We start from the raw sequence: 26402 nt of genomic DNA, 5'->3' as shown, positions 1-26402 counted from the left end.
CTCAATTCACCCACACACAAAGTTCAGCGGTCAGGTTTACGTACTGAAGAAGGAAGAGGGCGGCCGTCATACTCCTTTCTTCAACAACTACAGACCTCAGTTCTACTTCAGAACAACTGACGTTACTGGTGTTGTAACTCTCCCTGCTGACAAGGAAATGTGTATGCCTGGCGATAACGTTGCTATGGACGTTGAGCTCATCACACCTATCGCTATCGAAGAGGGACTTCGTTTCGCTATCCGTGAGGGTGGTAGAACAGTTGGTTCAGGCGTTGTTACAAAGATCAACGAATAATCTTTGATACTTTAATTATCAACGACTTTAGGCGGTCGTGCCCTGTGGCATGGCCGCCTTTTTACATAATATCTATACAAAAGGCAGGGTATAAACATGGAATATGTTCTTCAGACTCAGCAGCTTTGTAAAAAATACGGAAGATTCAATGCTCTCACCGATTTTACCATTAATGTTCCAAAAGGCGCTATCTACGGTATGGTGGGAAGGAACGGCGCAGGAAAAACTACCCTTATCCGTATAGTTACGGGGCTGAATAATCCGTCCTCGGGAGAGTTTACTCTCTTCGGGACAAAGAATACCGACGGAAATATACTTGAAAAGCGCAGAAAAATAGGCGCGGTGGTCGAAACTCCGTCACTTCACCCCGAGATGTCAGCAAAGGATAACCTTATCCAGCAGACTAAGGCTCTGGGTATCTCAGATGAAAAGCTGGACGAGATACTAAAGCTTGTGGGACTTCCCAACACAGGCAAGAAAAAGGCTAAGCACTTCTCTCTCGGTATGCGCCAGAGACTTGGCATCGCTTTTTCACTGGTGGGTGATCCCGAGTTTCTTGTTCTCGACGAGCCTATCAACGGACTCGATCCACAGGGTATCATGGAGGTTCGTGAGATGATACTCAGGCTGAACCGCGAAAAGGGGATCACTATCCTTATTTCCAGCCATATCCTTGACGAACTCTCGCGTCTTGCCACACATTACGGCTTTATCGAGCAGGGACGCTGTATCAAGGAAATGAGCGCTGAGGAGCTTGAAAAGGTAAGCCGACGCTCACTCCATATTAATGTAAACGATACGAAGCTCCTTGCAGAGGTGCTTGACGGTATGAAGGCTGAATATAGGGTATATTCGCCAAATGAGGCGGATATATTTACTCCTTTGCAGGTAACTCCACTTGTTCTTGCGCTCAACGAGAAAAAATGTTTTGTTAATTCCATGTCCGAGAGCCATGAGAGCCTCGAAAACTACTTCATGGGACTTGTAGGAGGTGTTCGTAATGGCTAATTTGCTGGCAGAAGGCTATAGACGACTTTTTAAGGGTAAGAGATTTTATATCGTAATGGCAGTTATGGCGGCTATACCCGTGCTGTTTACTCTGCTATATGCGGCTTCAAACAGCTTTATGGAGGCTGCTTCAAGAGAGGACGGCGAGGCTGCTGAGATGTTGGCAGGCTTTAAGTCCTACGCAGATGACCTTCTTTTCAGCCATACAGGCGTTATGGTGCTTCTTGTGGGAATTGCCGCAGGTATGCTCATCGTACAGGATTTCCGAAATAACACCATTAGAAACAAGATAATCGTCGGTCACTCAAGAACAAAGATATATCTTGCAAATCTCATAGTTTCGCTGACTGTTATGATGATATATGAGCTGGTATATATTTTTATCGCTCTTGCATTCGGCGGACTTATGCTTGGCTTCAGGGATTTCCCCAACAAGGCTATCATAGTGAATATGCTCCTTGTGCTGCCCATAGAGATAGCAATGACCTCGCTGATCGTTTTCCTTTGCAATTCAATGAAGAACGTAGGCGGCTTTGTGCTCTCTATCAGTATGCATTATATCGTTTCCATGTTCTCACTTGCGCTTCTGCTTCTGCATAAGCACCCGAAAATAATGGAGATAGTCAAGGAGGCTGTTCCGTCATATCAGATGGACCTGCTCGGAACAGAGGCTATACCCGAGCACTGGCTGAGAATGATGCTGTTCATGTTTGGAATAACGATAATCTCAACATTAGGCGGAATTCTTATTTTTAATAAATCAGACCTTAAATAAATCAAAATTTAATGATGTAGGGGCGCACAATGTGCGCCCGCAAACATACACATCAATTTTGACACGGGCGAACAATGTTCGCCCCTACAATACCAATTTTTCGGGACGCCAAAGGCGTTAAATTATGATTTACCTTAGCACCCGAACATAAACAATGCCCCTGAGCGTTTTTTACACTCAGGGGCAAAATTTTTATGCTTTCAATTTTTAATTATTCTCCGCCGCCGTCAGCAGGCTGTTCAGCAGGCTGCTCAACAGGGGGCTCGGGAGGATTTGTTATCGGTTCAGGCGGATTTGTCACAGGCTCAGGCGGTGCAGTAGGTGCCTCAGTGGTGGGGACAGGCGCCTGAGTAGTTACCACAACAGTAGTTGCAGGTGCTTCTGTAGTAGGTGCAGCTGTTGTCTGCTGAGCAGTAACTGCATTTGCGGAAACGTAGAATACTGTGAGCTTTTTGCCGCTCTTGTTATTGAATGTAGAGTTAGGAGTAACGGTCTTGCCGTCAACCTGCAATCCAACGATAGTATTTGCCTTGCCGTAGGAGTCCTTTGACTCTACAAACTGGTAATTATGGTCATGGATACCTGCCTTGTCAAGTTCGTTTTTGTACTGATCCTTAGTAAGTCCCTGATAATCGGGGATAGTAGCAGTTTCTTTACCCTTGCTGACCTTTATCTTGATAACGTCGCCCTGAGCTATCTTTTCGCCTGCTTCGACGCTCTGTTCAAAGATAACATCATTGTCATAATCGTTGTTATACTCAAAATCAGCGTCAAGAACGAAGTCGTCCTTCCACTTATCCTTGCATAATGAATAGAACTGCTTGATAAGATTAGGCATTTCGATGTTTTTCTCTTTAGTGGGCTCCTTATTGTTGTCCACGACCTTATCCGAAACTGACGACGAGCGTCTGCTGCTGGAAATGTTGGATTTCTGCTCAGGCGGAACGATGAGCTTATAGAAGATAACGCCCAGTATCATCATGATCGCCAGGAACAGTAGAGCAACGATTATCGGTACCTTTATCCTGTCAACGGTATTTATCTTTTCATAGCTGTAGCTGTCATCACGGCGAGGCTTCTTGTATACAGGAGCGCTGCGCTCGTGGATAACGTTCTGGGGATTTTCCTGATGATATACAGGCTGCTGCGGAGCTTCGTGCAGTGCAGAGGCTGCTGTATTGCCGATACCGCTGTTCAGAAGAACAGTGCTTGTATTGTCCAGAGGCTTTTCCTCGTCCTCAGCAGGCTGTTCAAAGAGCTTTGTGACCAGCTCGGTGATGGTCTGGATACGGTCTCTGCCATTGAGATTCATGCCCTCCATTATAACTCTTGAAACATGGCGCGGTATACGTGAATCCAGCATATGGGGCTCGTGGAGGTCGTCGTGGTTCTGGCGGCTCATTGAGTCAACAGGCATACAGCCTGTGAGAGCTCTGTACAGGAGCGCACAGACTCCGTAAACGTCAGTCCATGAACCCTGACGGCTGCTGCTGCTTGCGGAATACTGCTCAGGAGCTGCATAGCCCTTGAAAAGCTCATATTCCAGACCTGCATTGGCAGTTCTGACAGCTGATACGCAGAAGCCGAAGAGCTTTAGCTCGCCCTTATCGGTGATATAGACTGTATCGGGGCTTATAGCACGGTGGATTATGCCGGCATTGTGAAGGATACCGATAGTGGTGAACAGGGGAGGAAAGATCTTAGCGACCTGATCCCAGCTGAGCTCGCCTGCATTTTCCTTTAGGTAATCCAGTATCTTAACGCCCTCGATGTATTCAAAAATGGTATATGTGGTGTTATTCTCTGCGAACATATCCAGCACAGGCGGAATATTCGAGTTATTGCGTAGTCTCGCAAGAGACTTGTTGAGCTCGGTATATTCAGCCATGAAAGCCTTGTACTTGGCAAGATTATTGTAATTTACGCTGATCACAGCCTTATTCTTGACACGGGTGCAGAGGTTTATAGGCATATATTCTCTTATGAGCACCTTTTTGCCTGTAGTGGTATCAGCGCCGATATAGGTCGCACCCTCGCCGTTGTATTCCAGAAGAACACCGCAGAGGTATTTGCTATGGAGTATCGTACCTGGTGGGACATACATGGGGTTATGTTCATCTGTTTCCACGTATCCGCAGGACGGACAAACGTGCATAGACTCGTCATATTTTTCCATGCATCTGTTGCAAAATTTACTATCTCCCAAAGCAGTTCCTCCTCCTAAAAGTAGTCAATGCACAAAATAGGCATCATATCTATTTTAGCAAGAAAAACAGAAAATGTCAACTGTTTGGGGGCGAATAATCTGCGATACTGTGAATTTGTATTTTTTTTGTAATAATTTCACGGGAGAATTTTTCTCATTTGTAATAATTAGAGGTTAGAACTAAGAGTTAAAAACTAAGAGAAGGGGCGAGTTCCGCTCGCCCGAAATACTCAAAATAAATATAAATGACGGTAAATTCATGTAGGGGGCGATTCCTTCATCGCCCCGTTTGCTTACAATTATGCATTATGCATTAAAAAAGCCACAGTAAATCATACTGTGGCTTTGATATTACAGATTTCCGTTGTTTACTGAGAGTATCTTCATCGAGCTGTACTGGAACGTACCGTCCTCTTTCTCGATAAGCTTGAACTCAGCCTGCTTCGCAACGGTCTTATCCATCCACTGCGGTAGTTCTGCGATATAGTCAACAGCGAGGGTATACTCGTTTCCGTTCTTGGTGATAGACTTTATCTCAGGAGCGTATGTGTGAGTGATAGTTTTTACTTTAACGTTGTAAGCGCCGTCGGAGTAGTAGAATCTGGACTCTACAGGACCAACTGTAGCGTGTTCAAAGGGAGGGATATTCTCGCCGAATAGCTCTACTGCGTACTTCTCGACGTCAACATCGGGGATACTTACCGTATCAAGAGTAAGCTCATACTTTGATACCTTGCTGTCGTCCATGATTATTGACCATATAGTAGCTGTTATGACCTGTTCTGAGGTGAGCTGAGAAGGCTCGCTGAATGGCTCTATATCCATGATAGCGGCAGGGTATATCATCTGTGTGAAGCTGTCCTTCTTTACCTCACCTGAGGTAAAGCTCTTTGCAAAGCCGATACCCTTTGCGATAGTAGCGATGATACCGATGACAGCAAAGGCTGTGAGTACCACGCCAAGCACGGTATACAGGCGTTTTTTCTTTGGAGTGTCTGCGAATGTCTCTGCTTCGGAGCTCTCGACGTGTTCACTGCGCTGAGCGATCAGCTCGGCAGGATCCTCGTCAAATATCTTCTTGAATGTTGAAGGCTCTTTATTCTCCTTTTCGGCAGGAGCCTCAGCAGTCTCTGCTGCGGTATCCTCGGCGGCTTCCTCAGCCTCGAATAAGCCCTCTGTACTGGTGGCTTCGTTGATAGCCTCCTCGTACTCGTCCACAGCAGGAGCTTCGCTTATCTCGGCAGCAGGTTCTGATACAGCCTCTGGAGCTACAGCACCCATTTGTGAGCGTCTCATATCTATGACCTGTCGCTGTTTATCGGCAGGTAGAGCGTCAAAGCGTTCTTTAAGGTCTGGGGTAAGACCGTTTATGATGTCCTCATCGGTGAGGATAAGGGGCTCAGAGATCTTTGGAGTATTTATATCGGCGATAGCCTCGGCAGCGTCCTCACGGATATTGTCAAGCATACTGCCTACGGGATCGCTGTAGTTATCGGGAGTAGTGTCCTCGGGGTGATTAATGGCAGCAATAGCTGCGTCAATGAGGTCTGTAGCGGAAACTGCGCTGTCATCGCCCTCGAAAAGTCCCTCCTCGGGAGCTGTTTCAGCTTGAGCTTCTGGTTTTTCCTCGTCCTTGCCCTTGTTTTTCAGCTTCTTGAAGAAGCCGCCTATCTTACTGGTTTTTTCAGCCTCGGGAGCAGCTTCTTCAATTGTCTCGGCAGGAGTCTCAGCTGCTTCACCGAGAGCCTCAATAGTGGAATCCACCTCGTTATCTGATACAGAATTTGAGATTATCTCCTCTGCAAGAGAAGCGGGAGCGCTTCTTTCTGCTTCCTCGGCAAGTCGGCGCAGTTCCTCAGCCTGACGCTGTTTTTCGGCTTCCTCAGCAAGTCTGCGCTGTTCTGCTTCTTCAGCGAGACGCGCCTGCATAGCCATTTCCTCAGCCTTGCGCTGCTTTTCAGCCTCTATCTGAGCGATACGGCGCTGTCTTTCGGCTTCCTCTTCGAGACGAGCCTGTTCGGCAGCCTCTGCGATTCTGCGCTGACGCTCGGCTTCCTCAGCCTCACGCGCCATACGTCGCTGCTCAGCTTCTTCCATAAGGCGCTGTCTCTCAGCAGCAGCCTCGGCAGCTCTGCGCGCCCTTTCAGCGGCTCTCTGCTCCTCGGCAGCGTTCTCGGCAGCAAGCATAGCCTTTCTTTCGCGTTCCATTTCCTCACGGCGGAGCGCCTCATAGTCGGGCAGTTCGCCTGTTATAACTATTTTCTTTTTCTTGACGGGCTTAGGCAGCTCCTCGTTCATGGGAACTGTATCAAATACCCTTGTGACCTCAGCAGACGCCTCGGTATGCATGACCTCGTCTATGATATGGGGAACTGCCTCCTCGGGCTCTGTTTCTGAAACAGGCTCAGGCACAGTGGTATCCTGTGACGGGGGAGCGAATTCCCATACAGCAGGCGGCGTGTCATCGGGGACAACGGGCTGTTCCTCTATATGATGTTTTTCCTCCTCGAGAGCGTGGAGCAGGTCATCGACGGACATATCGTCGAATTTGCTTTTTCTCGCGGCTCTCGGAGTATTATGGCTTCTTGCGGGAGTACTTCCGCTGCTGCCGCCGTCCATAAGGCTGTTGAGCATATCGTCAAGATCTTTTCTAATAGCCATTTCGACCTCCAAAAATCAAATAAAATGCTATATTTATCTTATCTGACCGTTACCGTTTATCAGATATTTTACTGTAGTAAGTTCTGTAAGCCCCATAGGACCTCTTGCGTGGAGCTTCTGTGTAGAAATGCCTATTTCTGCTCCGAAGCCGAATTCGCCGCCGTCAGTGAAACGTGTGGAAGCGTTGACGTAAACTGCCGCAGCATCTACCTGTTTCTGGAACTTCTGTGCGTTTTCCAGCGAGCTTGTAACTATGCACTCGGAATGACGGGTGCTGTATTTTCTTATATGAGCGATAGCCTCGTCGATGTCATCGACTACCTTTACTGCGATAATGAAATCGTTGAATTCAGTAGCATATTCTGTTTCTGTAGCCTTTTCAACGGAATCACCGAGAACAGCGATAGTTCTGTCACAGCCGTATATCTTTACATCGTGCTTCTTGAAGCGCTCTGCTATCATGGGCAGGAACTTATCAGCGATGTCCTTATGTACGAGAAGGCTCTCGATAGCGTTGCATACGGAAGGACGCTGAGTTTTGGCGTTGTCGGTTATCTCCACAGCCATATCAAGGTCTGCGGAGGCATCAACGTAAACGTGGCAGTTGCCCGCGCCTGTTTCGATAACAGGAACAGTAGCGTTCTTGACTACAGCCTGTATGAGGTTTGCGCCGCCTCTCGGGATAATAACGTCAACGTAGCCGTTGAGACGCATTAGCTCTGTAGTTGTTTCACGGTCGGTATTCTCGACTACCTGTATCATATCAGCAGGGAGCCCTGCCTCCTCGATAGCCTTTCGCATTATGTTTCCGAGGCAGATATTTGAGTTTATAGCCTCCTTGCCGCCCTTTAAGATGACCACGTTGCCTGCTTTAAGGCACAGTGCAGCCGCATCAACAGTAACATTCGGGCGTGACTCAAAGATTATGCCGATAACTCCGAGAGGTACTCTTGTTTTGATTATCTGCAAGCCGTTGGGACGGTTTCCGCCGCCGATGACCTCACCGATAGGATCGGCAAGAGCGATAAGCTCGTCAACGCCCTTGGCGATGCCTTCGATACGCTTTTCGTCGAGCTTGAGTCTGTCCTGCTTAGCCTCGGTCATGCCGTTTGCCTTTGCATTGGCGATGTCCTTTGCATTCTCAGCGATAATAAGCTCCTTGTTTGCCAGAAGAGCCTTTGATATAGCAGCGAGAGCGCTGTTTTTCAGTGAAGTTGAAGCTCCTGCCGCAGCTGCCTCGGCAGCCTTGGCTCTTTTGCCCAGTTCCTCTGTATAACTCATATTTACACCTCTTGTTTATATATGATGAAAATTTTGTTTTCCGTACAGGACGAAGCCTGTATTATGGCTTCGTAGTCGATCTCAACGGCTTTTGCAAGCTGGTCGAAGAGAAATGTATCATAGTCTCTGTGCTCCGAAAGAATAAACACAGCTGTGCTGTCCTTCATTCTGAGGGCAAGTCCCATATCGTCATAGAACGGACCGACGTCAGTGGTGAGGATAATGGCTTCTGCCAGCTCACTCAGCGGAAATCTGTGACAGCTTCCGCTTGCGACAGCTTTTATTACGCCGTTTTCCAGCGAGAGTCTGTCATCGGGACTTTGTATAAGTATCTTCATGCAGAGCCTTCCTTGAACCACTCCAGCTTTTCGGCAGGAATGATGGTATAGTCGTCTGCATTGGCACTCTGACGGAGATAAACATTTTTTATCCCCGCCTGTATTATGAGCCTTGCACACAGCGGACATGGCTTTGCCTGATGTGTCGAGCCGTCCGCAGGATTCACGCCTGTAAGATAAAGGTCAGCGCCCACGGTCTGCTCACGGGAGCAATTCAGCAGGGCATTTGCCTCTGCGTGGACAGCCTTGCACATGGCGTAACCGTCACCCTGATGCATATCAAGTGGTATCCTCGGGCACTCGCCCTTGTCACAGCAGTTCTCCATACCTCGCGGAGAGCCGTTGTAGCCTGTGGATACCACGGCGTCGTTTTTGACTATGACAGCGCCGTATTTTCGTTTTAAGCAGGTGCTCCTGTAGGCGAACACCTCCGCACAGTTGAGGTAGGTATCTATTTTAGAGACGCGGTCTGCGCCTGTTGATATTACCATATCCTATCTCCTTTACTGTGCCTTGAAAAGAGTGCCTATCTCCTTGTCCTCAAAGAGGTCATAGAGCTTTTCGGGGTCCCTTCCGTTCATGATTATCATGTCTATACCGGCGTTTGTGGCAATTTTGGCGGCGTTTATCTTTGTTGACATACCGCCTGTGCCCAGACTTGTGCCTGCGCCTCCTGCCATAGCTTCTATCTCGGGAGTTATTTTCTCAACGAGGGGGATAGGCTCGGCGTCGGGGTTTTCACGGGGGTCGCCGTCATAGAGAGCGTCAATGTCCGACAGTATCAGCAGAAGGTCGGCTCCGGAAAGCTCCGCAACGAGGGCGGAGAGGGAGTCGTTTTCGCCTATTTCAAGCTCCAGCTCATCTATGGCAATTGTGTCATTTTCGTTTACGATCGGGATAACGTCCATACCTACCAGCGATTCAACGGTGGTCCTGAAGTTTTCGCAGTGGCTGGGATTGTTGATTATCGCCTTTGTGAGAAGTATCTGCGCCACAGTGACGCTGTATTTTGCGAACATATCGTCGTAAACGTGCATGAGCTCGCACTGACCGATAGCGGCAACAGCCTGCTTGGTCTTGGTATCCTTTGGCTTTTCGGGAAGTCCAAGCTTGCCTGCACCAAGTCCCACAGCACCCGAGGACACCATGATTATCTCACGTCCTGAGTTGTGCAGGTCGGAAATAACGCGCACAAGGTTGGTCATGCGGCGTATATTGAGCTTTCCCGTCTTGTGGGCGAGGGTAGAGGTGCCCAGTTTTATGACGATACGCTGTTTTTCGGATATATTTCTCATAGTTCTGACTTCTTTCAGTTGACTTTGTTTTTTGGTGAGCCATTCTGCCACGCTCTGATGTTGTCACACACGATGTCCACAAGGCGCTGTCTCGTTTCCAGCGGAGCCCATGCGGTATGGGGAGTGATAACACAGTTTTTTGCGCCTTTTAATGGCGTATCGGGAGACATTGGCTCCTTTACCAGTACATCGAGGTAAGCGGCAGCTATTTTTTCACTGTTCAGAGCCTCTGCAAGGTCTGCCTCGTTCACAACTCCGCCTCTTGAGGTATTTACCAGCATAGCCGAGGGCTTCATGTGTGAAAGAAGCTCCTTGTTGACGATACCTGCGGTCTTGTCTGTGAGAGGACAGTGGAAAGTGAGAACGTCAGCCTTTTCAGCGGCTGTATAAAGGTCTGTGACCTCATAAGGACAGTTATTTGGCTGAGTCCTTGTGCTCACCACTATATTCATTCCGAAGGCAGAGCCTATCTCGGCTACCTTGCGTCCGATAGAGCCGAAGCCCACTACAGAGAGAGTCTTGCCTGCAAGCTCAGATGTGGGAACGGGGAAGTAAGAGAACGCAGGAGAGCGCTCCCACTCGCCGTTCTTAACGGCGGTATCGTAATCTCTTACGCGGCTGAAGCGGTCGAGTATGTAAGCGAAGGTCTGCTGTGCCACAGCGTTTGTGGAGTACTGACCTGCATTGCAGACAACTATGCCCTTTTTAGCAGCATAGTCCACATCTACGTTATTGTAGCCTGTAGCGAAAAGACCTACATATTTTATATTGGGGCAGGCGTCCATGACCTCTTTGGTGATGAGCACCTTGTTGCAGAGAACTACATCTGCGTCACCGATATTTGCGGCAGTCTCCTCGGGCTTTGTAAGGGGGATCATCTTTACCTCGCCCAGCTCCTCAAGCTGAGAAGTTGGGATATCGCCGCTGATATTTACGGTGTACCAGTCGAGAACAGCTATTTTCACGGCTTATTTCTCCTCTGTCTTCTTGTCATCGCCGCCAGCCTTTTCATTATTCTTGGGCTTGCAGATGAATGTGGAGATAAATGCTGCAAGAATGAGAATGAACTCGATAAGACCAACGGTGTAGAAAAGAGTCTTGTTATCGGATATCCAGAGTGCCAGAGAGATCGGCACGGCAATAGCGAAGATAAGCTGGAATGGTCTTTTCTGAGTTGCGAATCTGTAGGCAAAGAAAACGACCGAGATGATAGCAAGTGCGATATGCATAGAAAAACCGAATGGGAAGATTGAGGGGTGTTCCGCGTCGGATATCTGTGCAAGGGAAGTGAGAATATTTAAAAGATCCATAATTACTCCGATCTTCCGTCCGAAAATGCGCATGAACGCAGGGCGGATATATTAAAAGTTGCATAAGTCTGCACATTACAGTATAACACAAACGGCTGAAAAATTCAACTATTCTTTTAAAAAATACACAAAAATTTTATGGCACACAGTATCAGATTTTCGGCTGTTTTTAACATAGGGGTTGAATTTATCACTGCTATAGCGTATAATATTATTTAGCGATCAGCAGGGAACGGCGCCCGTGCCGTTCCGTTACGATAGATTTGAAACATTGAAAGGGGCATTTTATGATATATATGCTTGAAGACGAGCAGGGTATCCGTGATTTTGTGCTGTATGCCCTGAGAAACAGCGGTATGGAGGCAGAGGGCTTCGAGACGCCGAGCGCTCTCCGCGAGGCTATGGCAAGGGAGCTCCCCGAGCTGCTGCTGCTGGACAGAATGCTGCCCGAGGAGGACGGTCTGACGGTGCTGAAAAAGCTGCGCAGTGCTCCCGAGACACAGAAGCTCCCTGTGATAATGCTGACCGCAAAGGACACAGAAACTGACAAGGTGGAGGGGCTTGACAGCGGAGCCGATGACTACATAGCAAAGCCCTTTGGTATGCGTGAGCTCATGTCCCGTATAAAGGCGCTTCTGCGCCGAACGGCTGATATTCCTTCGGATACGGGAAAGATAGAGCTTTCGGGGCTTTGCATATATCCCTCTAAGCATGAGGTCTTTGCAGACGGAGAAAAGGTCACCCTTACCCTTAAAGAGTACGATATGCTCCTTCTCTTAGTGAAAAACAAGGGAGAGGTATTTTCACGAGACAGGCTTCTACGCGAGATATGGGGCTATGATTTCTCGGGCGAGAGCCGTACTGTGGACGTTCATATCCGAACTCTCCGCTCAAAGCTGGGAAGCTGCGGCGAGCTGATAGAGACTATCCGCGGCGTAGGCTATAAGGCAGGTGACGAGAGCGATGACTAAGAAAATATTCCTGAGCATCGTGTCTATCTGCTGTATATCGGTAATTGCGGTAATGCTGCTCATCACTGCGCTGATGAATAACAGGACAGCGGACGCCGCTGCCGAGCAGGCAGAGAACGAGGCGCGGCTCATAGCCTCTGCCGTGGAAAAGGGCGGGAGCGATTTCCTGTATGATACAGACTTTGGCGGCTTTATCCGCGTTACATGGATAGACAGCGGCGGAACGGTCATATTCGACTCTGACAAGGACGCGGATTCACTTGAAAACCATTCTGACCGTGAGGAGGTATCCGAGGCTCTGCAAACAGGTGAGGGCAGCTCGTCACGCTACTCAGAGACCATAATGAAAAAGACCGTAAACCACGCAGTAAGGCTCAGCGACGGCTCTGTTATCAGAGTTTCTGAAGCTCACAGCTCATTTGCCGCACAGCTCCTCAAGGTGCTGAACCCCATACTGCTGATACTTGCGGCAGCAGCCCTGTTTTCAGCGCTTTCCGCAAGCGCTGTATCACGCAATATCGTTAAGCCCATAAACGACATTGACCTTGAACATCCAGACGCGCAGAAGAACTATAAGGAGCTTGCGCCTCTGCTGGAAAAGCTTCGTACTCAGAACAGCAAGGTAAGCAGGCAAATGGACGAGATACAGAGCAGGCGAGAGCAGTTCAGCCTTATGACAGAGAGCATGACAGAGGGACTGATAATCGCCGATCCAAAGCTCATGGTGCTTGCCTGCAATACTGCCGCACTGAAGCTTCTCGGCACGGGAAGCTTCACTATGGGACAGAGCATATACGCGCTGAATAATTCCGATATTTTCCGCCGCTGTCTGCTGAACGCACTGGGCGGCAGACGCTCGGAGTGTATACTCCGGACAGGGGGCGGTCAGCGCGAGGTCATAGCCAGCCCTGCCAATAGTATCGACATGGTCTGCGGACTTGTGGTGTTCATCATGGACGTTACCGAAAGGCAGGAGCTTGAGACCATGCGCCGCGAGTTTACGTCAAATGTGTCACATGAGCTGAAAACTCCCCTTACCACTATCTACGGCACGGCGGATATGCTTGCCAGCGGTATGGTACAGCCCGGGGACGTTGCTAAGTTTGGCGGAAATATCCGCGGAGAAGCCGAAAGGCTCATAAATCTTATAAACGACATAATTTCCCTGTCCAAGCTTGACGAGGATTCCGCTCCCCGTGAGAATGAGAGCGTTGAGCTGTATTCACTGGCTGAGGAGGTTCTTGACCGACTGAATCTCAGTGCAGAGGAAAAGGGCGTGAAGGTGTCCCTCACAGGCGAGAGGGTGTCGCTTCCGGGAAGCAGGACTATCCTCAGTGAGGTGCTGTACAATCTCTGCGACAACGGCATAAAGTACAATGTCAGCGGCGGAGGTCTGGACGTTAAGATTTCACACGCGCCTAAACGTGCCATAATCACCGTCAGCGATACGGGTATAGGCATACCAAAGCAGCACATAGGACGTATTTTTGAGCGCTTTTACCGTGTTGACAAGAGCCGCTCACGCAAGATAAAGGGCACAGGTCTTGGACTTTCCATTGTAAAGCACGGCGTGATGTACCACAACGGTACTGTCCGTGTTGACAGCGAGCCTGACAAGGGTACTGTGTTTACCATTGAGCTGCCCATTGAGAAGAAAAATAACGAGCAAGGAGAAAATATATGAGCAGGACTATTACTGCCGCAGAATTAAAAGACTCAGAGGGGACAGTGCTTGTGGATATACGCGACAGCTCTGCCTTTGAGTACGGGCATATCAGCGGAGCTGTGAATATACCGCAGGAGCAGGTGCTCACGGCGGAGCTTCCCCGTGACAAGAGGATAGTAATATACTGCAAGGGCGGTATCATCAGCGGTGATATAGCCGACCAGCTCTGCGACAGGGGCTATGACGCCTGTGAGCTGGCAGGAGGCTACGTGGAGTGGCTCCGCGGGAAAATGGAGCAGCGCGATGTCACCGAGGCGGTGGAGCTTAGCCTGCGCAAGAAGTTCAAGAAGTCCATATGGTGCAAGTTCACAAAGGCGATAAACGAGTACGAGCTGGTTCAGCCAAATGACAGGATAGCCGTCTGTATATCGGGAGGCAAGGACTCAATGCTCATGGCAAAGCTTTTTCAGGAGCTGAAACGTCATGACAAGTTCCCGTTTGAGGTGGTATTCCTTGTTATGGATCCCGGATACAGTCCAGAGAACCGCAGAGTTATCGAGGAAAATGCCCGTTCAATGTCCATACCCGTCCATATCTTTGAATCGGATATATTCGATTCGGTATACAATATCGAGAAAAATCCCTGCTACATATGCGCAAGAATGCGCCGCGGCTACCTCTACAGCCACGCAAAGGCACTGGGCTGCAATAAGATAGCCTTAGGACATCATTTTGATGATGTTATCGAGACTATACTCATGGGTATGCTCTACGGCGGACAGGTGCAGACCATGATGCCAAAGCTCCACAGCACCAACTTTGAGGGAATGGAGCTCATAAGACCGCTGTATCTTGTCCGCGAGGCTGAGATAAAGCACTGGCGCGACTATAATGACCTGCATTTCATACAGTGCGCCTGCAAGTTCACGGATACCTGCACTACCTGCGAGCCTGACAGCCGCTCTGTGTCAAAGCGGCTTGAGATAAAGAATCTCATCGCAGAGCTGAAAAAGGTGAATCCGCAGGTGGAGAAGAATATTTTCCGAAGCGTGGAAAACGTCAACGTGAATACTGTCATCGCCTATAAGGATAACGAGGGAGTCCACCGCTTCACTGACAGGTATTGAGCCTGTAATGTCGGATAATATCCTCAATAACTGCCTTTAGGCGGTTATTGCCCTGAACTTTGCTGAGCAGAAATTAAATCAATTTGGAAGGCTGATGTGGGCATCAGCCCCTGCTGATTATTGAAAAATCCCGAAAGCCGTAAGCTTTCGGGATTTTTGTTACTGCCAGAATATCAATAAGTCTTCCGCTCTGTCAAGGAACTGATGACAATGCCTGATAAGTCCGCCGTCGCCGATATCAAGGCAAAGCGCCAGTGTGAATACCATAGTTGCTGCCATTGAAATGCCTGCAAGGATATATCTTCCCTTGTTTTCGTGAGGCTTGTCACAGCCGCGGAATATACCAAGCATAGCTGTAATAAACAGCAGAGGGGTGATGTCAAACAGATAATGGGTAACTATGCCGCCCAGTGACATATCAAGCCATGCGGTTATGAATGATACCGCAAGGCATATCCATACAAGCTGACGTCTGTTCCTGTCGGACTGCTCCTTTGACTTCTTTCCGAGGGCATAGGGCAGCATGAATGCTCCGAACATGAAAACTGGGAACATGAGAACTCCGCAGCCTGAGGATATATAGGTGTATGCAGTATAATTCTCCATATATACGGGAGCTGTCTCAATAAACGGGAAAGAGGTTCTCAGTCTCGGCGGATGAACGAAATAGTGTATTATAGTATCGGGGATACGTGTCAGCGAGAGCTTGTTTGCTCCTGCATTGCTGATAGTCATCTGGTATATCGCACCGAACTGGAATGGCGAATCAAAACGTGCCGCATTGTACTTCATTATAATTACAGCGCCAATTGCAAGGGGAACTAAAAAGCTTGCCGCAAGGGCTGATCTCCACAGCAGCTTTTCATTCTTATCAAAGAGAACTCGCCAGAAATATGGAACGAGAATAGCTGCGCAAAGGGCTATAGTCGGTCTTGAAGCTACACACAGCGCCAGTGCTGCACCGCTTATGAACAGCAGAACAGGCTTTGCTTTTTTGCTTTTTGTGTTCAGGGCAGTCATTCCTGCGGCAAAGCACAGCATGATGAAGCACAGACCTGTTATTGATGGTAGAGTGTATCTGTCTATGCAGTTTCCTGTGAACCATATGCCTATTGCAGCAGCCGCTGTGGGCATAAGCAGCAGCAGAAGCAGCAGATTCGGCTTGACTTTGAGAAGCTTTAATGCCGAAAGAATAGACAGGCACATAAAGAGAAGTCCCATTACCATGAAGAAATTGTTAGCCATAGCCATAGTCGGGAATTTGCCTGTAAGCTTATAATAGGGATAATAGAAGGTCACAACGGGGGCAGCGCCGAAATAGCAGTAATAATGTCCCTTATAGTAGGCGTAATCCCAGAGGAAGCTGACTCCCTTGTCGGCTCTTTCGCTGTCGTCGTAGGTATTGTCGAGAGTTTCCAGCGCAGAATCGGCATTAGTGTCAAGATAGACCTGACCTTTTATGAAAGCCTTCAGAGTAGCTGCATAGGGATCGTCAATGTAGTCGGCTTCAGGGGCATAGTCACGGGGCTTCTGATCGGGTAAGCTGAAAAAATATCCCGTAAATACCACAAGCATTATCATTGCCGCAACAGCGATGATATGTGAGTTCTTTCGGCTGTCGTAGGTGACCTCATAGAATTTGTATACCTTTACAGCGATAAGAAGCAGTGCAGCGGCAAGCAAAGCAAAGAATCTTATATTTGAGAATGCGTATGCAGGCTTGCTAAGCACTCGGATATTGCGTATAATGATCTGCTTGTCCACGCCTTCAAAGCTTATGAATATGCTGCGGAGCTTGCCGTATGGCTTGAAGCTCATTGAAAGCTTGGTATCATAGCCGCTTACACGCTTGTGCTGAAGAGTGTACTCGCGTAAGGAGAGGTTGTCGTCTGTAATACTGAGCTTTACATCAAATGGAGAAATGTCCTTTTCGCCGTCAAGCTCCATATCAATATCATTTATATTATCGGGCAGGTTTGTGAAGGTCAGCTTTGAATTGCCTGACAGAATGACCTCCTCATCATTTTCTGCGTGGCCTGAGCCTGTGATCTCTATATCATACGGGGAGACAGCCTCGTTTACATAGACAGTTCCGAAGCTTTTGCCGTTGAAAATGAATACCTCGGCAGCAAGAAATATCAAAGCCCATACAGCGCCTCTTTTGAGAAGCCTTCCTGTTTTTTCACCTGTATAGCGCTCAGCGAGCAAAGCTCCGAAAGAGAGCAGGCTTACGGCTGATACAGCAGCGGCGGAAAGACCGCTTTCGCCGTTTATCATATTTGAAGAGGTTATGGCAATGAGCAGAACGTATACACATATGAGTATACAGGCTGCCGCAGCAAGCTTTTTTCGGAATTTTCCTGCGGTCTCAGCGATCTTTTTATCGCCTGCGAATCTCTTTCCGAGGACAGCATCGGCAGCAATGGCTGCGCCGAAGCATATGACCGTAATAATTGAAGATATCAGCATAGTAATAAGCTCCCCTTTTAAAGATTATAGTGTATCTATTAATTAGACGTATAAAAATGTAAAAACTCTCACCTTTTTTGAAAAAATTTGCAGTGATACTCAGATTTATTGTTCCGCAAGGAATATTACTTTATCGGAGCATTTGCTGACAAGGTCAAGTTGGTACAGTAATAATATTATACGACGATCGGGACGGTCAAATCAAGGGAAAATGCTTCTGTACTGTATTATTATGCTGAATTTCGTCAGTTTGTACATAAATTTCCCTGTCATAAAAAATCATTGCAGAGCCATAATACTCCCACGGCATCAAAAACTTTTTTAGGAGATAACAGAAATGAGCAATAACAAGGGCGCAATGACAGAAAAGGGCAGAGAGGCTCTCGAAAGATTCAAGATGGAGTCTGCAAACGAGCTCGGTATCAACCTCAAGCAGGGCTATAACGGTGATCTTACCTCCCGTGAGGCTGGTTCTATCGGCGGCAGCATGGTCAATATGATGTGTCCGGAACAGCAATGGAGGATTCCGCGAAACAGCGTGAGATCAAAGGGACATAAGGTCGTGTATACATACTATATGCAGGTCGGAATATGATAAGCAATATATTTAACTTTCAATTTCAAATCTATTTAATATACCAAAGAACAACGTCAAATTCAAGCAAAAGCAACTGTCCGAGGGCTTAGCCGCTCACTTTGAGTAAGCAACGAAGAGTAAAACAGAAAGTCTCCGCAGCTGTGGGGACTTATTTTTTTAAATAAGATGATCTGCTGACGAATGTGTATGATGATCGGCTTTATTACTGCATAGATGTATAATGCATAAATAATGAAAATTTCTTTTTTGATCTGCCGGAACTGTTGACATATGATAAAATTTATGATAATCTGTAATCAAAGAGAATTAAACCTGATGAATAAAGAATCACAGCTGAAATCGTACAGTATCTGCTGTACTGTTTTAAAAGATATGATGGGAGGGAATATCATGCATAAAAATTATAAGAAGATCGCTGCAGGGATACTGTCAGCGGCAATGCTCGTGCCGACGGGTGTCAGTATCGCGGAGCCTGTCAGGGCTTCTGCCTATGAGCTTCTTGGAGAGACATCATTTTCTCATAAGATGATTCCATGGCATACTGCGGAAACATCCCCTGCGAGGCAGGACTTTGAGCTTTCTGATGGAAATGTACACATCAAGATCCTAATACCGGAAGGTGCCGACAAGGAAAGATGGGATCTCCAGTTCAGACACAGGAATCTCAGCTTCAAGGCAGGTCACGAGTACAAGGTAAGCTTTAAGTCAAAGGCGAAGCGTGAGGGTATGGAGCTTTATTCCTTTATCGGCAATCTCAGCGACAGCGAGGAATACTTTGTGCTTGACGGTTCGACAAACGATATGCACATGGGACCTGATATGGGCGGTCAATGGCCTTCGAGTTCTGTAAGGCTTACGACCGAATGGCAGACATATGAGGGAATATTCAAGCCTTTGAATGATGTTGAATCAGCTCAATGGGCCTTCCAGTATGCAAGAGGCACCAAGTATAGTGGAAATGCTAAGAGCGGTGATGAGCTCTGGTTCGATGATATGTCCATTGAGGACCTGACAGATGACATAACCTGTCCGCCTGTATGTAACTACGGCTATACCGCCCGCGGTTTCAGCGGACTTGAGAATAACTTTATATCTGTTAATCAGCTTGGATACTACCAGAACCTTGAAAAAACAGCTACACTTGGCAATAATAAAGGAGATTTCACCTACGGTGCAAAGTATTTCAAGCTTGATAAGGTCTATGACTATGAGATAGTAAGAGTTTCTGATGATGTTGTTGTTTATACGGGCAGAACAGGCGAGCCGACGAAGGACGCTGATTCGGGCGATAATGTATGCAAGATAGACTTTACGGCGTTTGATGAGGTCGGCGAATACTATATCCGTATCAAAGGCGAGAACTGGAGATCGTTCCTGTTCAGGATAGGTAACGATATTTACAGCGACAGCGAACATAATATGCTGACCAATGCACTGAATTATTTCTATCAGAACCGTTCAGGTGCAGATATCGAGTCAGAATATATCACATCGGGTGAAAAAAATAAACTTGCACACGCAGGTGTACATAAGACAGAAACAGGCTATGTTCAGACTCAATGGAAACGTGAATATCTGGCAGATGATGAAGCAACTCATTACTATGCTTCTTCAAAGCTCGATGCATCGGGAGGCTGGTATAAAGCAGATGACCATAGCAAGAATATGACAGAGGGCGGTATTTCGCTGTGGACGCTCCAGAATATGTACGAGCGCGCGACCTATTCACAAGACGGGATCAAAAAATTCGCTGACGGCTCGGGTACTGTTGTTATTCCCGAATCTGGCAATAAATACCCCGATATCCTTGACGAATGCAGATATGAGCTGGATTTTATGTCACGCATGAAGGTTCAGCCCGATGAGAAAACATGGGGCAAATATTCAGGTATGTATTATCACTGCATAAACGATCATATATTGCGCAGTCTTACCAACAGGCCTGATTATGTCAATTATGAGGATATACGTGTCATCAAGCCGCCTACATTTGCGGCAACTCTGAATTACGCAGCCTGTGCGGCACAGGGAGCAAGACTTTGGAAGGCTTATGACGCTGAATATGCAGATAAGCTCCTTGAAAGTGCTAAGGAGGCATATCAGGCATACAAGGCAAACTGGTATGAAGCAGAATTTGATGAGTATACTAACGAAGTATCATTCTATGCTCCTCAAATTCTGTGGCAGGGAACGAATTTATACCCTGACAGTGAGGTCTCAGCTGATGCCTACTGGGCAGCCTGTGAGCTTTATATCACTTCAAAGTTAATGGAAGATGAAGACGCCGCTGACTACCTTGCTGATCTTTCCGATTATAAAGGTGCTTTCACGTTTTCCCCAAGGATAACAGGCGGATCAAACCAGCCCGGAGAATTCACATTCACATTGTTCAGAAGCGAAAACATTGCCGCAGCAGGCTCTATGTCGCTGCTGATGCACAAGTATCTGCTCACAGATGAACAGACTGAGATGCTGAATAGTTCACTTCTTGAAACGGCAGACGATTTCATCAATGAAGAAGAAAGCCAAGGTTACGGTATCCCGTATAAGTATGACGCTCCCGGTTACTATGACACAGGCTGGGGTCCTGAAATATATTACCGCGGCTTTGAATATGATTCCAACGGACGCGCTTTGAATAATATGATCGCTATGGCTTATGCCTATGACCTGACAGGTGATGATAAGTACCTGAACGGCGTGACAAGAGGTATGGATTATCTTCTTGGCAACAATCCTATGTCATACTCATTCATTTCAGGTTATGGTTCTTACTGTACAAAGAATCCGTCACATGAATACTGGCAGCATGAGATCGACAAGTCTCTGCCTCAGGCACCTGACGGAGTGATCGTAAGCGGTCCGACTGCAAAGGCTGTTGACCAATATGTGAGGGCTATGGGAATGGGATATGGACATCCGGATGATCCTTCCGAGAGATTTTATGCTGATTCCGTAGAATCATGGTCTACCAATCAAGCTTCTCTCAGCAGCAATGCTTCACTTGCATGGGTAGTATCATTCCTTCAGGACGAGGCTTCCACAGAAACTGTTGTCAAGCCTGCATCCGGAGATGTTAATGCTGACGGCGAATTCAATGTATCTGATGTAGTCATTTTCCAGAAGTGGCTGCTGGGCTCTGCAAAGTATTCTCTTGCCGACTGGAAGGCTGCTGATTTCTGCAAGGACGGTAAGCTCGATATATTCGACCTTACTCGTATGAAAAAAGAGCTTGTCAGTAAAAATGCAGCAGAATATGTAGAACCTGATCATCGCAGCTTCGGCGGTCCGGTGCGTACTGTTACAGACGGTCTGAAATTATATCTTGGTCCCGATGAGAGCTTTGAACCTGTAGCTATTATCTATAAAAATACTCTTCTCTCGGAATTAGGATATCAGGATAATAACGATAAATGGATATTTACCGAATACGATGGTCGGTACGGCTGGATCAGAACAGTAGGAGACGATGGTAAAACTCCGACGATCGTTTATGAGGTATACATGGATAAGCCTGTAATATACCTGTATCCCGAGAAAGAGACCGATGTTCATGTTGAGCTGGAGCTGACGGAAGCAGAACTCTCAACGACATACCCGAGATACAATAATGGCTGGGACGTAACAGCTTCTCCCGACGGCACACTTCTGAACAAGGCTGACGGCACACATCATAAGTACCTGTTCTGGGACGCAGTAAATTGCCGCACACGCTTCGATTTTACCAAAGGCTTCTGTGTTGCAGGCAGTGATACCGAGAGCTTCCTCAAGGAAAAGCTCACATATATGGGACTCACTGAGGAAGAAATGAACGAGTTTATCGTATACTGGCTGCCGCTGATGGAGCATAACAAGTATAACCTTATATCGTTCCAGAGTGATGCCTATACTGATTCTGCCAAGCTTGACATAACACCGAGACCTGACAGCTTGCTGCGCGTATTTATGGCGTATGTTCCCCTTGAAAATGCTGTGAACATCGAGCCGCAGGAGCTTGATACCTTCGAGAGAAAAGGCTTTACAGTCATAGAATGGGGCGGCAGCAAAGTTCAATAATAGCAATTAAATAAATAAAAGAAATTCCGCCCCTGATGGGCGGAATTCTTTATATTATATATGCAGCCTTTGATCTTTCTGCTCTTCTCAGAAAGCAGGACAGGCAGTAGTTCTCTTGTATCTGACATAAGGAACCTCCTGCCTTTTATAATATCATAACAAGCTATAAAATATTAGTCAAGACGCTTTAACAGAAGAAATGCTGCCCGATGGACGAAAGAACTATTCTGCGGCTTTTATTTCGGCAAGCCATTAAAGGCAACATATACCACAAATGATATCAGATCTGCCGCAAGTATAGCTCCAAGAATTATTCCTGCGATTTTCAGCCCTTTTTTGAATTTTTTTCTGTTGCTGTCTGTGAGGACTTTTTCTTTGATATCGGTCTTTATCTCACTGTAAAGCTTCGACTTTGCAGGCGCCTGCTCAATGGGTGCAGGTGCAGGCTCAGGTGCCTTGTCCAGAATCAGTTCATCAAGGGATATGCCGAAAAGGTCACTGATAGCGATGAGCTTCTCCATATCAGGAGCAGAGTCACCGACTTCCCATTTTGATACAGTCTGACGCGATACATTCAGACGGTTTGCGAGCTCCTCCTGCGAGAAGCCTTTCTGCTTACGCAGTTCGTACAGTTTGTTATTGAATTCCATGTTAAACGCCTGCCTTTCTGTCATTTCTTTTATACATATGCCACAGCAGGACAGCTGCTGCAGCCAATAATGCTGCTGTGATAATGCTTGTTTCAATGCCGTAGTTTCCGCCGTTGAGCAGATTTTCACCGACACTTTTCATGTCAATGAGTGCAGCCGAAGCTCTCTCTCCGCTGAGATCAAGTCCGAGAACACAGCTCAGGCAGAAATTCCACAAAGAATGAAGTCCGCAGGCTGCCCATATGCTTTTGGTTTTGAGTGTCAGGAACGAGAATACGCACGAAATAACGACTAAGCATAGCACACCTGAGAATATATACCTCGGTTCACTGCCGCTGAAATTGCCCCAGTGATTAAAGGTGAATACAAACGTGCTTGCTGCGACAGCGACAGGCATAGGTACTCTGTCCCTGAGCGAACATAATACAAGTCCTCTGCAAAGAAATTCCTCGGCAGCGCTCTGAATGATATATCCGCCCAGCAGAAGCATCAGCATCGGAGCATTTGTATCTTGAGATAAGCCTTCAAAACTGATACTGCCTGTGAGCATTATCGCAGCAACACAGACAAACAGCAGTCCGGTGCCTATGAGAGCTCCTGCAAACCAGCCGCCGATGTGCTTAGTCAAACCCATTTCGGAGAGCTTTCTTTTTTCTATAAGCTTCCAGTAAAGAACACTTGCGGCTATCATTCCTGCCATGGCATACAGCCCCAGCAGTTCCATAGTGCTTTCGCTGAAAGTCTCGCCCTGTGTAAAGTTTTTTCCGCCGGCGATCATTGCACCTATGACAACGGCATTCCCTAAAAGTGTGCCGACCACAAAGCATAGTATGAATGCAAGAAGCTTTTTGATAACTAACACAGCAGCCGGCATTTCTGTTCTGTTGTTGAACGGGTTTATGTTTTTTATGAATTTTTTCATAGATGAATTCCTCCTTCTATCGCTTGGCGATAGTTTTTCCTGATGAATCCATCGTACCATTTCTGCTCCAAGAAGTCTACCAACTGCGCATGGAAATCCGTCAACGGGCGTTAACAATCACGTTAATCTCCGTTGCATTGGCTATAAATAGCCAAATTTTCGGCGGAGCTCATGAAGTGCTTCTGAACATATTATATCACAACAGTCAGCCTAAAGCAATACGCAGGATAAAAAGAAAGCACTCCGCGAGGGGGCTGCAGCTTGTTCGCAAAGTCACTCTATCAGAATCGTCAGAGTGGCAATTTTGAAGTATAATCAGGCAAAAACGAAAAAAGTGGCTGCCCGAGTCGAATGGACAAAGTATGCCCCTACGATCAATAACTATGTACGTCATGACATGAGTTCAGATAATAATACTTGGAACTTAGCATATATAGAACAAAATACGATTTTCTCTTGCATTCAGTGAAATATCGTTGTATAATGTGATTAAGCAGTTAAATGCTGCAAATTCTGGGAGGGCAGGTGACTTTATAATGTTAAAGAAACTGGCGGCTGCTGTGATAGCCGCAACAATAGCTATTATTCCTTTTTCCGCAGAAAGTCTGGATTTATTCACGCCTCTGAATGCTTATTCAGAAGAAACAACTGATGGATCAGAGAATGATATTAATAGCTGGCTGCCTGACTGTGAAGCCGAATTTAAGGAATACGTAAAAAAATACGGTGCTGTCTCCGTCAGGGATAACTATGTTGTTTTCTGCATGGATTCCAATAACAGTATCCGTCTTAATTGGAGTGAAGAATCACAGGAATATCTCGACAACTTTAAGATGTGTTCAACTAAATATTTCTATAACAATTCAACCGGTGACACCTATAAAGTAGCTGCATATCAGGCTGTCAAAGATGGTCAGGCCGCAATCAAATGGTGGTTTGTACCGAATTATGTATGGGAATTAGATCCGCCTTTCTCGAAAGAAGACATGAAAGATCCTCTTGTTGCAGACTGTACCGTTATAGATAATGCGCAGACTGTACTGCTTTCGGGAGATATGAGAGTTTCCCTTGTTGATTATGACACCGGAGAACTCCTTTCGCTTCCTGATGGTGCAATATCAAGAATATGGACTGATATACGTCAGGATACTCCGGAAGGTGAACTCAACTGTAATATACAACCCTCCGGATTAAGAAATAACCCTGAAATTGTACATTTAGGAAACTTCTTTAATGGTTACGATTTCTCCTTCGGCTTGCTTGATATACCGGAAAGTTACTCCTTGCCGGAGACAGAAGAAAAATCTGCGGGTTATTACAACGGAACTATTGTACCTGAAGATCATATTACCGTAAAGAAATATGACAACAACACAGCTGACGTTGTGTTCAGACTGAAAAAGAAAACAAAAAGAGTTATCCCCGAGGAAAAGTCTGCTGATCTGACCGACCTTAAAAAGGGAGAAACAAGGATCACTGTTTATGACAAAGATACAGGCGAACTGATCCCGAATGATCTGCTGGAACATCATTACTGCGGATTCGGAACGGACATTCGATTTGAAGAACCGAATGTTCCGGGTGGATGGATGATGACAGGTCCGATATATGCCGTTGGATCCAATCCGCAGGTCTATCAGACCGGTCTTGCAAATCTTTACAGATCCGCAGATTATTTTGAATTCCTGTGCGACGATCAGCCAGAGGTAACACTGTATGACAATGGCTCAATGGATCTTGTGATAAGAACCAAGATTAAAGTATCGGGAAATATAAACGGAGACGGTGAATTCAGCATCGCTGATCTTGTAGCATTGCAGAAATGGCTGCTCAATGCATATGATAATGATCTTTACAGCTGGGGTGAAGCTGACTTTAATCTTGACAACAAGCTCGATATATTTGACCTTGTTCTTATGAGAAAAGAACTTATCAAGAAAACCATAACTACCTATGTCGAGCCTGATCAGAAGGTCTAATACGGCGCTGACATAAGAATGGCTGGGACGCAGTAAATTGCCGCACACGCTTCGATTTTACAAAAGGCTTCACAGTTGTTGAATGGGGCGGCAGCATCAAGGAATCTTAAAAATGGTTTCGTTATTACATAAAAAGAATAAATAGAATAAAAATGCCTCCGTATGCTGCCGAAAGACAATATACGGAGGCATTTGATATTACTTGCTGAGTTCACGCTTTACCGAATCATATTCAGTTTTAACTTCATTGTCGGGAGAGCACGTAACAGGTGAAATGCGGGAAGGAGCTCATATATAGCAAGCACTCCGCTTATAACAATGACTCCGGGAAAACCTGCAATGCTCTTCCCGTTATCCTGACCTGTATAATATCTGTCATTCATCAAATAGCATTGAATCACTGAAACTGATATGATATAATATGTACAACCGAAAGAAAGGTAAAGCAGATGAAAAACAGACATTAAATATAACTTTTCATAAAAATTTTTTAATGGGTGCGACATTCATGATGTTTCGTACGTCTAATTATCAAAGGAAATATTTCCTGTCGAAAGGAGAATAACAATGAGTGACGGTTCAGGTAGCTACAGCCGTTTTCTCTCAGGTGACAGGGACGCAATTGAGGAAGTCATAAAAGACTATAAAGATGGTCTTATATATTACATCTACAGTATTATCGGAGATATGGAGCTGTCCGAGGAAGCCGCGATCGATGTGTTCATAAAGCTTTATGTAGATAAACCTGTTTTCAACGGAAATTCCGCATTCAAGACATGGTTATATACTATAGGA

The 26402-nt window shown here is 46.6% G+C and carries 20 protein-coding genes and 1 pseudogene; 10 read left to right on the top strand and 11 right to left on the bottom strand.

The genetic code is table 11. The features are described from left to right. The 3 genes and pseudogenes from tuf to K5677_RS05420 all read left to right on the top strand — a co-directional run. Positions 1 to 295: pseudogene (gene tuf / locus K5677_RS05430) on the top strand (elongation factor Tu); the annotation flags it as partial. Between the two features lie 96 nt (positions 296 to 391). Next, on the top strand, positions 392 to 1303 hold the full coding sequence (locus K5677_RS05425; RefSeq protein ID WP_296725592.1) for an ATP-binding cassette domain-containing protein: 912 nt from the start codon (positions 392 to 394) through the stop codon (positions 1301 to 1303). After that, on the top strand, positions 1296 to 2078 hold the full coding sequence (locus K5677_RS05420) for an ABC transporter permease (protein ID WP_296725590.1): 783 nt from the start codon (positions 1296 to 1298) through the stop codon (positions 2076 to 2078). Before K5677_RS05425 ends, K5677_RS05420 begins: the two co-directional genes overlap by 8 nt. Before the next feature lie 211 nt (positions 2079 to 2289). On the opposite strand, the gene K5677_RS05415 is transcribed toward K5677_RS05420, so the two are convergent. The 8 genes from K5677_RS05415 to K5677_RS05380 all read right to left on the bottom strand — a co-directional run bounded on the left by K5677_RS05415 (position 2290) and on the right by K5677_RS05380 (position 11169). Continuing rightward, positions 2290 to 4284, bottom strand: a complete 1995-nt coding sequence (locus K5677_RS05415; protein WP_296725587.1) for a PASTA domain-containing protein — start codon at positions 4282 to 4284, stop codon at positions 2290 to 2292. Positions 4285 to 4635: 351 nt separating this feature from the next. Continuing rightward, the gene (locus tag K5677_RS05410) at positions 4636 to 6945 is read right to left on the bottom strand and encodes an MAP7 domain-containing protein (RefSeq protein ID WP_296725585.1); all 2310 of its coding nucleotides are present in this window, start codon (positions 6943 to 6945) and stop codon (positions 4636 to 4638) included. Positions 6946 to 6978: 33 nt separating this feature from the next. Beyond that, positions 6979 to 8226, bottom strand: coding sequence for a glutamate-5-semialdehyde dehydrogenase (locus tag K5677_RS05405; protein WP_296725580.1), 1248 nt, complete (start codon positions 8224 to 8226; stop codon positions 6979 to 6981). Positions 8227 to 8228: 2 nt separating this feature from the next. Next, positions 8229 to 8564: a hypothetical protein gene (locus K5677_RS05400; RefSeq protein WP_296725577.1), complete on the bottom strand. Its 336-nt coding sequence runs from the start codon at positions 8562 to 8564 to the stop codon at positions 8229 to 8231. Then, positions 8561 to 9055 carry a dCMP deaminase family protein gene (locus K5677_RS05395; protein WP_296725575.1) on the bottom strand — a complete coding sequence of 165 codons (495 nt, stop codon included), beginning with the start codon at positions 9053 to 9055 and terminating at the stop codon, positions 8561 to 8563. The genes K5677_RS05400 and K5677_RS05395 overlap by 4 nt, the downstream gene beginning before the upstream one ends. 12 nt (positions 9056 to 9067) lie before the next feature. Then, positions 9068 to 9859 (bottom strand): glutamate 5-kinase, encoded by a 792-nt coding sequence (gene proB / locus K5677_RS05390; RefSeq protein ID WP_296725572.1) that lies wholly within the window; start codon positions 9857 to 9859, stop codon positions 9068 to 9070. Positions 9860 to 9873: 14 nt separating this feature from the next. After that, positions 9874 to 10824, bottom strand: coding sequence for a D-2-hydroxyacid dehydrogenase (locus K5677_RS05385; RefSeq protein ID WP_296725568.1), 951 nt, complete (start codon positions 10822 to 10824; stop codon positions 9874 to 9876). A gap of 3 nt (positions 10825 to 10827) precedes the next feature. Then, complete coding sequence (locus K5677_RS05380; RefSeq protein ID WP_296725565.1) at positions 10828 to 11169, bottom strand: hypothetical protein; 342 nt, start codon at positions 11167 to 11169, stop codon at positions 10828 to 10830. A 287-nt stretch (positions 11170 to 11456) separates the two neighbouring features. Between K5677_RS05380 and K5677_RS05375 the strand changes: the two genes are divergently transcribed. From K5677_RS05375 to K5677_RS05365, 3 genes are read left to right on the top strand one after another with little or no spacing between them, the layout of a single operon-like run. Beyond that, positions 11457 to 12140: a response regulator transcription factor gene (locus K5677_RS05375; RefSeq protein WP_296725563.1), complete on the top strand. Its 684-nt coding sequence runs from the start codon at positions 11457 to 11459 to the stop codon at positions 12138 to 12140. Further along, positions 12133 to 13824 carry an ATP-binding protein gene (locus K5677_RS05370; RefSeq protein ID WP_296725562.1) on the top strand — a complete coding sequence of 564 codons (1692 nt, stop codon included), beginning with the start codon at positions 12133 to 12135 and terminating at the stop codon, positions 13822 to 13824. Before K5677_RS05375 ends, K5677_RS05370 begins: the two co-directional genes overlap by 8 nt. Next, positions 13821 to 14933 carry an ATP-binding protein gene (locus tag K5677_RS05365; protein ID WP_296725560.1) on the top strand — a complete coding sequence of 371 codons (1113 nt, stop codon included), beginning with the start codon at positions 13821 to 13823 and terminating at the stop codon, positions 14931 to 14933. Before K5677_RS05370 ends, K5677_RS05365 begins: the two co-directional genes overlap by 4 nt. 159 nt (positions 14934 to 15092) lie before the next feature. Here the strand turns inward: K5677_RS05365 and K5677_RS05360 are convergent, their stop codons facing one another. Then, complete coding sequence (locus tag K5677_RS05360) at positions 15093 to 17402, bottom strand: hypothetical protein (RefSeq protein WP_296725559.1); 2310 nt, start codon at positions 17400 to 17402, stop codon at positions 15093 to 15095. A gap of 337 nt (positions 17403 to 17739) precedes the next feature. On the opposite strand from K5677_RS05360, the gene K5677_RS14440 reads away from it, so the two are divergent. Continuing rightward, a complete protein-coding gene (locus tag K5677_RS14440) occupies positions 17740 to 17997 on the top strand; it encodes an alpha/beta-type small acid-soluble spore protein (protein ID WP_366848975.1) in 258 nt (85 codons plus the stop codon). A gap of 393 nt (positions 17998 to 18390) precedes the next feature. Further along, complete coding sequence (locus K5677_RS05350; RefSeq protein ID WP_296725557.1) at positions 18391 to 22056, top strand: glycoside hydrolase family 9 protein; 3666 nt, start codon at positions 18391 to 18393, stop codon at positions 22054 to 22056. Positions 22057 to 22292: 236 nt separating this feature from the next. Here K5677_RS05350 and K5677_RS05345 read toward each other — a convergent pair whose 3' ends face one another. Continuing rightward, positions 22293 to 22706: a helix-turn-helix transcriptional regulator gene (locus K5677_RS05345; RefSeq protein WP_296725555.1), complete on the bottom strand. Its 414-nt coding sequence runs from the start codon at positions 22704 to 22706 to the stop codon at positions 22293 to 22295. A 1-nt stretch (position 22707) separates the two neighbouring features. Further along, positions 22708 to 23628 (bottom strand): type II CAAX endopeptidase family protein, encoded by a 921-nt coding sequence (locus K5677_RS05340; RefSeq protein WP_296725553.1) that lies wholly within the window; start codon positions 23626 to 23628, stop codon positions 22708 to 22710. Between the two features lie 536 nt (positions 23629 to 24164). Here K5677_RS05340 and K5677_RS05335 point away from each other — a divergent pair. Continuing rightward, entirely contained in the window at positions 24165 to 25607 is a 1443-nt protein-coding gene (locus K5677_RS05335; RefSeq protein ID WP_296725552.1) for a dockerin type I repeat-containing protein, read from the top strand. 567 nt (positions 25608 to 26174) lie between these two features. Then, positions 26175 to 26402 (top strand): sigma factor (locus tag K5677_RS05330; protein WP_366848972.1); only part of this gene is annotated, 228 nt, incomplete at its 3' end.

This window comes from Ruminococcus sp. (assembly GCF_024684275.1).
Note: the sequence above shows the minus strand (reverse complement) of the source record. Positions and strands in the feature narration are given on the sequence as shown.

Excerpts from the sequence above, each read along its gene's own strand:
- K5677_RS05425 (WP_296725592.1), top strand. The coding sequence starts at position 392 with ATGGAATATGTTCTTCAGACTCAGCAGCTTTGTAAAAAATACGGAAGA.
- K5677_RS05380 (WP_296725565.1), bottom strand. The coding sequence starts at position 11,169 with ATGGATCTTTTAAATATTCTCACTTCCCTTGCACAGATATCCGACGCG.
- K5677_RS05420 (WP_296725590.1), top strand. The coding sequence starts at position 1,296 with ATGGCTAATTTGCTGGCAGAAGGCTATAGACGACTTTTTAAGGGTAAG.
- K5677_RS05410 (WP_296725585.1), bottom strand. The coding sequence starts at position 6,945 with ATGGCTATTAGAAAAGATCTTGACGATATGCTCAACAGCCTTATGGAC.
- K5677_RS05335 (WP_296725552.1), top strand. The coding sequence starts at position 24,165 with ATGTTAAAGAAACTGGCGGCTGCTGTGATAGCCGCAACAATAGCTATT.
- proB (WP_296725572.1), bottom strand. The coding sequence starts at position 9,859 with ATGAGAAATATATCCGAAAAACAGCGTATCGTCATAAAACTGGGCACC.
- K5677_RS05360 (WP_296725559.1), bottom strand. The coding sequence starts at position 17,402 with ATGCTGATATCTTCAATTATTACGGTCATATGCTTCGGCGCAGCCATT.
- K5677_RS05340 (WP_296725553.1), bottom strand. The coding sequence starts at position 23,628 with ATGAAAAAATTCATAAAAAACATAAACCCGTTCAACAACAGAACAGAA.
- K5677_RS05375 (WP_296725563.1), top strand. The coding sequence starts at position 11,457 with ATGATATATATGCTTGAAGACGAGCAGGGTATCCGTGATTTTGTGCTG.
- K5677_RS05400 (WP_296725577.1), bottom strand. The coding sequence starts at position 8,564 with ATGAAGATACTTATACAAAGTCCCGATGACAGACTCTCGCTGGAAAAC.
- K5677_RS05405 (WP_296725580.1), bottom strand. The coding sequence starts at position 8,226 with ATGAGTTATACAGAGGAACTGGGCAAAAGAGCCAAGGCTGCCGAGGCA.
- K5677_RS05370 (WP_296725562.1), top strand. The coding sequence starts at position 12,133 with ATGACTAAGAAAATATTCCTGAGCATCGTGTCTATCTGCTGTATATCG.
- K5677_RS14440 (WP_366848975.1), top strand. The coding sequence starts at position 17,740 with ATGAGCAATAACAAGGGCGCAATGACAGAAAAGGGCAGAGAGGCTCTC.
- K5677_RS05365 (WP_296725560.1), top strand. The coding sequence starts at position 13,821 with ATGAGCAGGACTATTACTGCCGCAGAATTAAAAGACTCAGAGGGGACA.
- K5677_RS05350 (WP_296725557.1), top strand. The coding sequence starts at position 18,391 with ATGCATAAAAATTATAAGAAGATCGCTGCAGGGATACTGTCAGCGGCA.
- K5677_RS05345 (WP_296725555.1), bottom strand. The coding sequence starts at position 22,706 with ATGGAATTCAATAACAAACTGTACGAACTGCGTAAGCAGAAAGGCTTC.
- K5677_RS05395 (WP_296725575.1), bottom strand. The coding sequence starts at position 9,055 with ATGGTAATATCAACAGGCGCAGACCGCGTCTCTAAAATAGATACCTAC.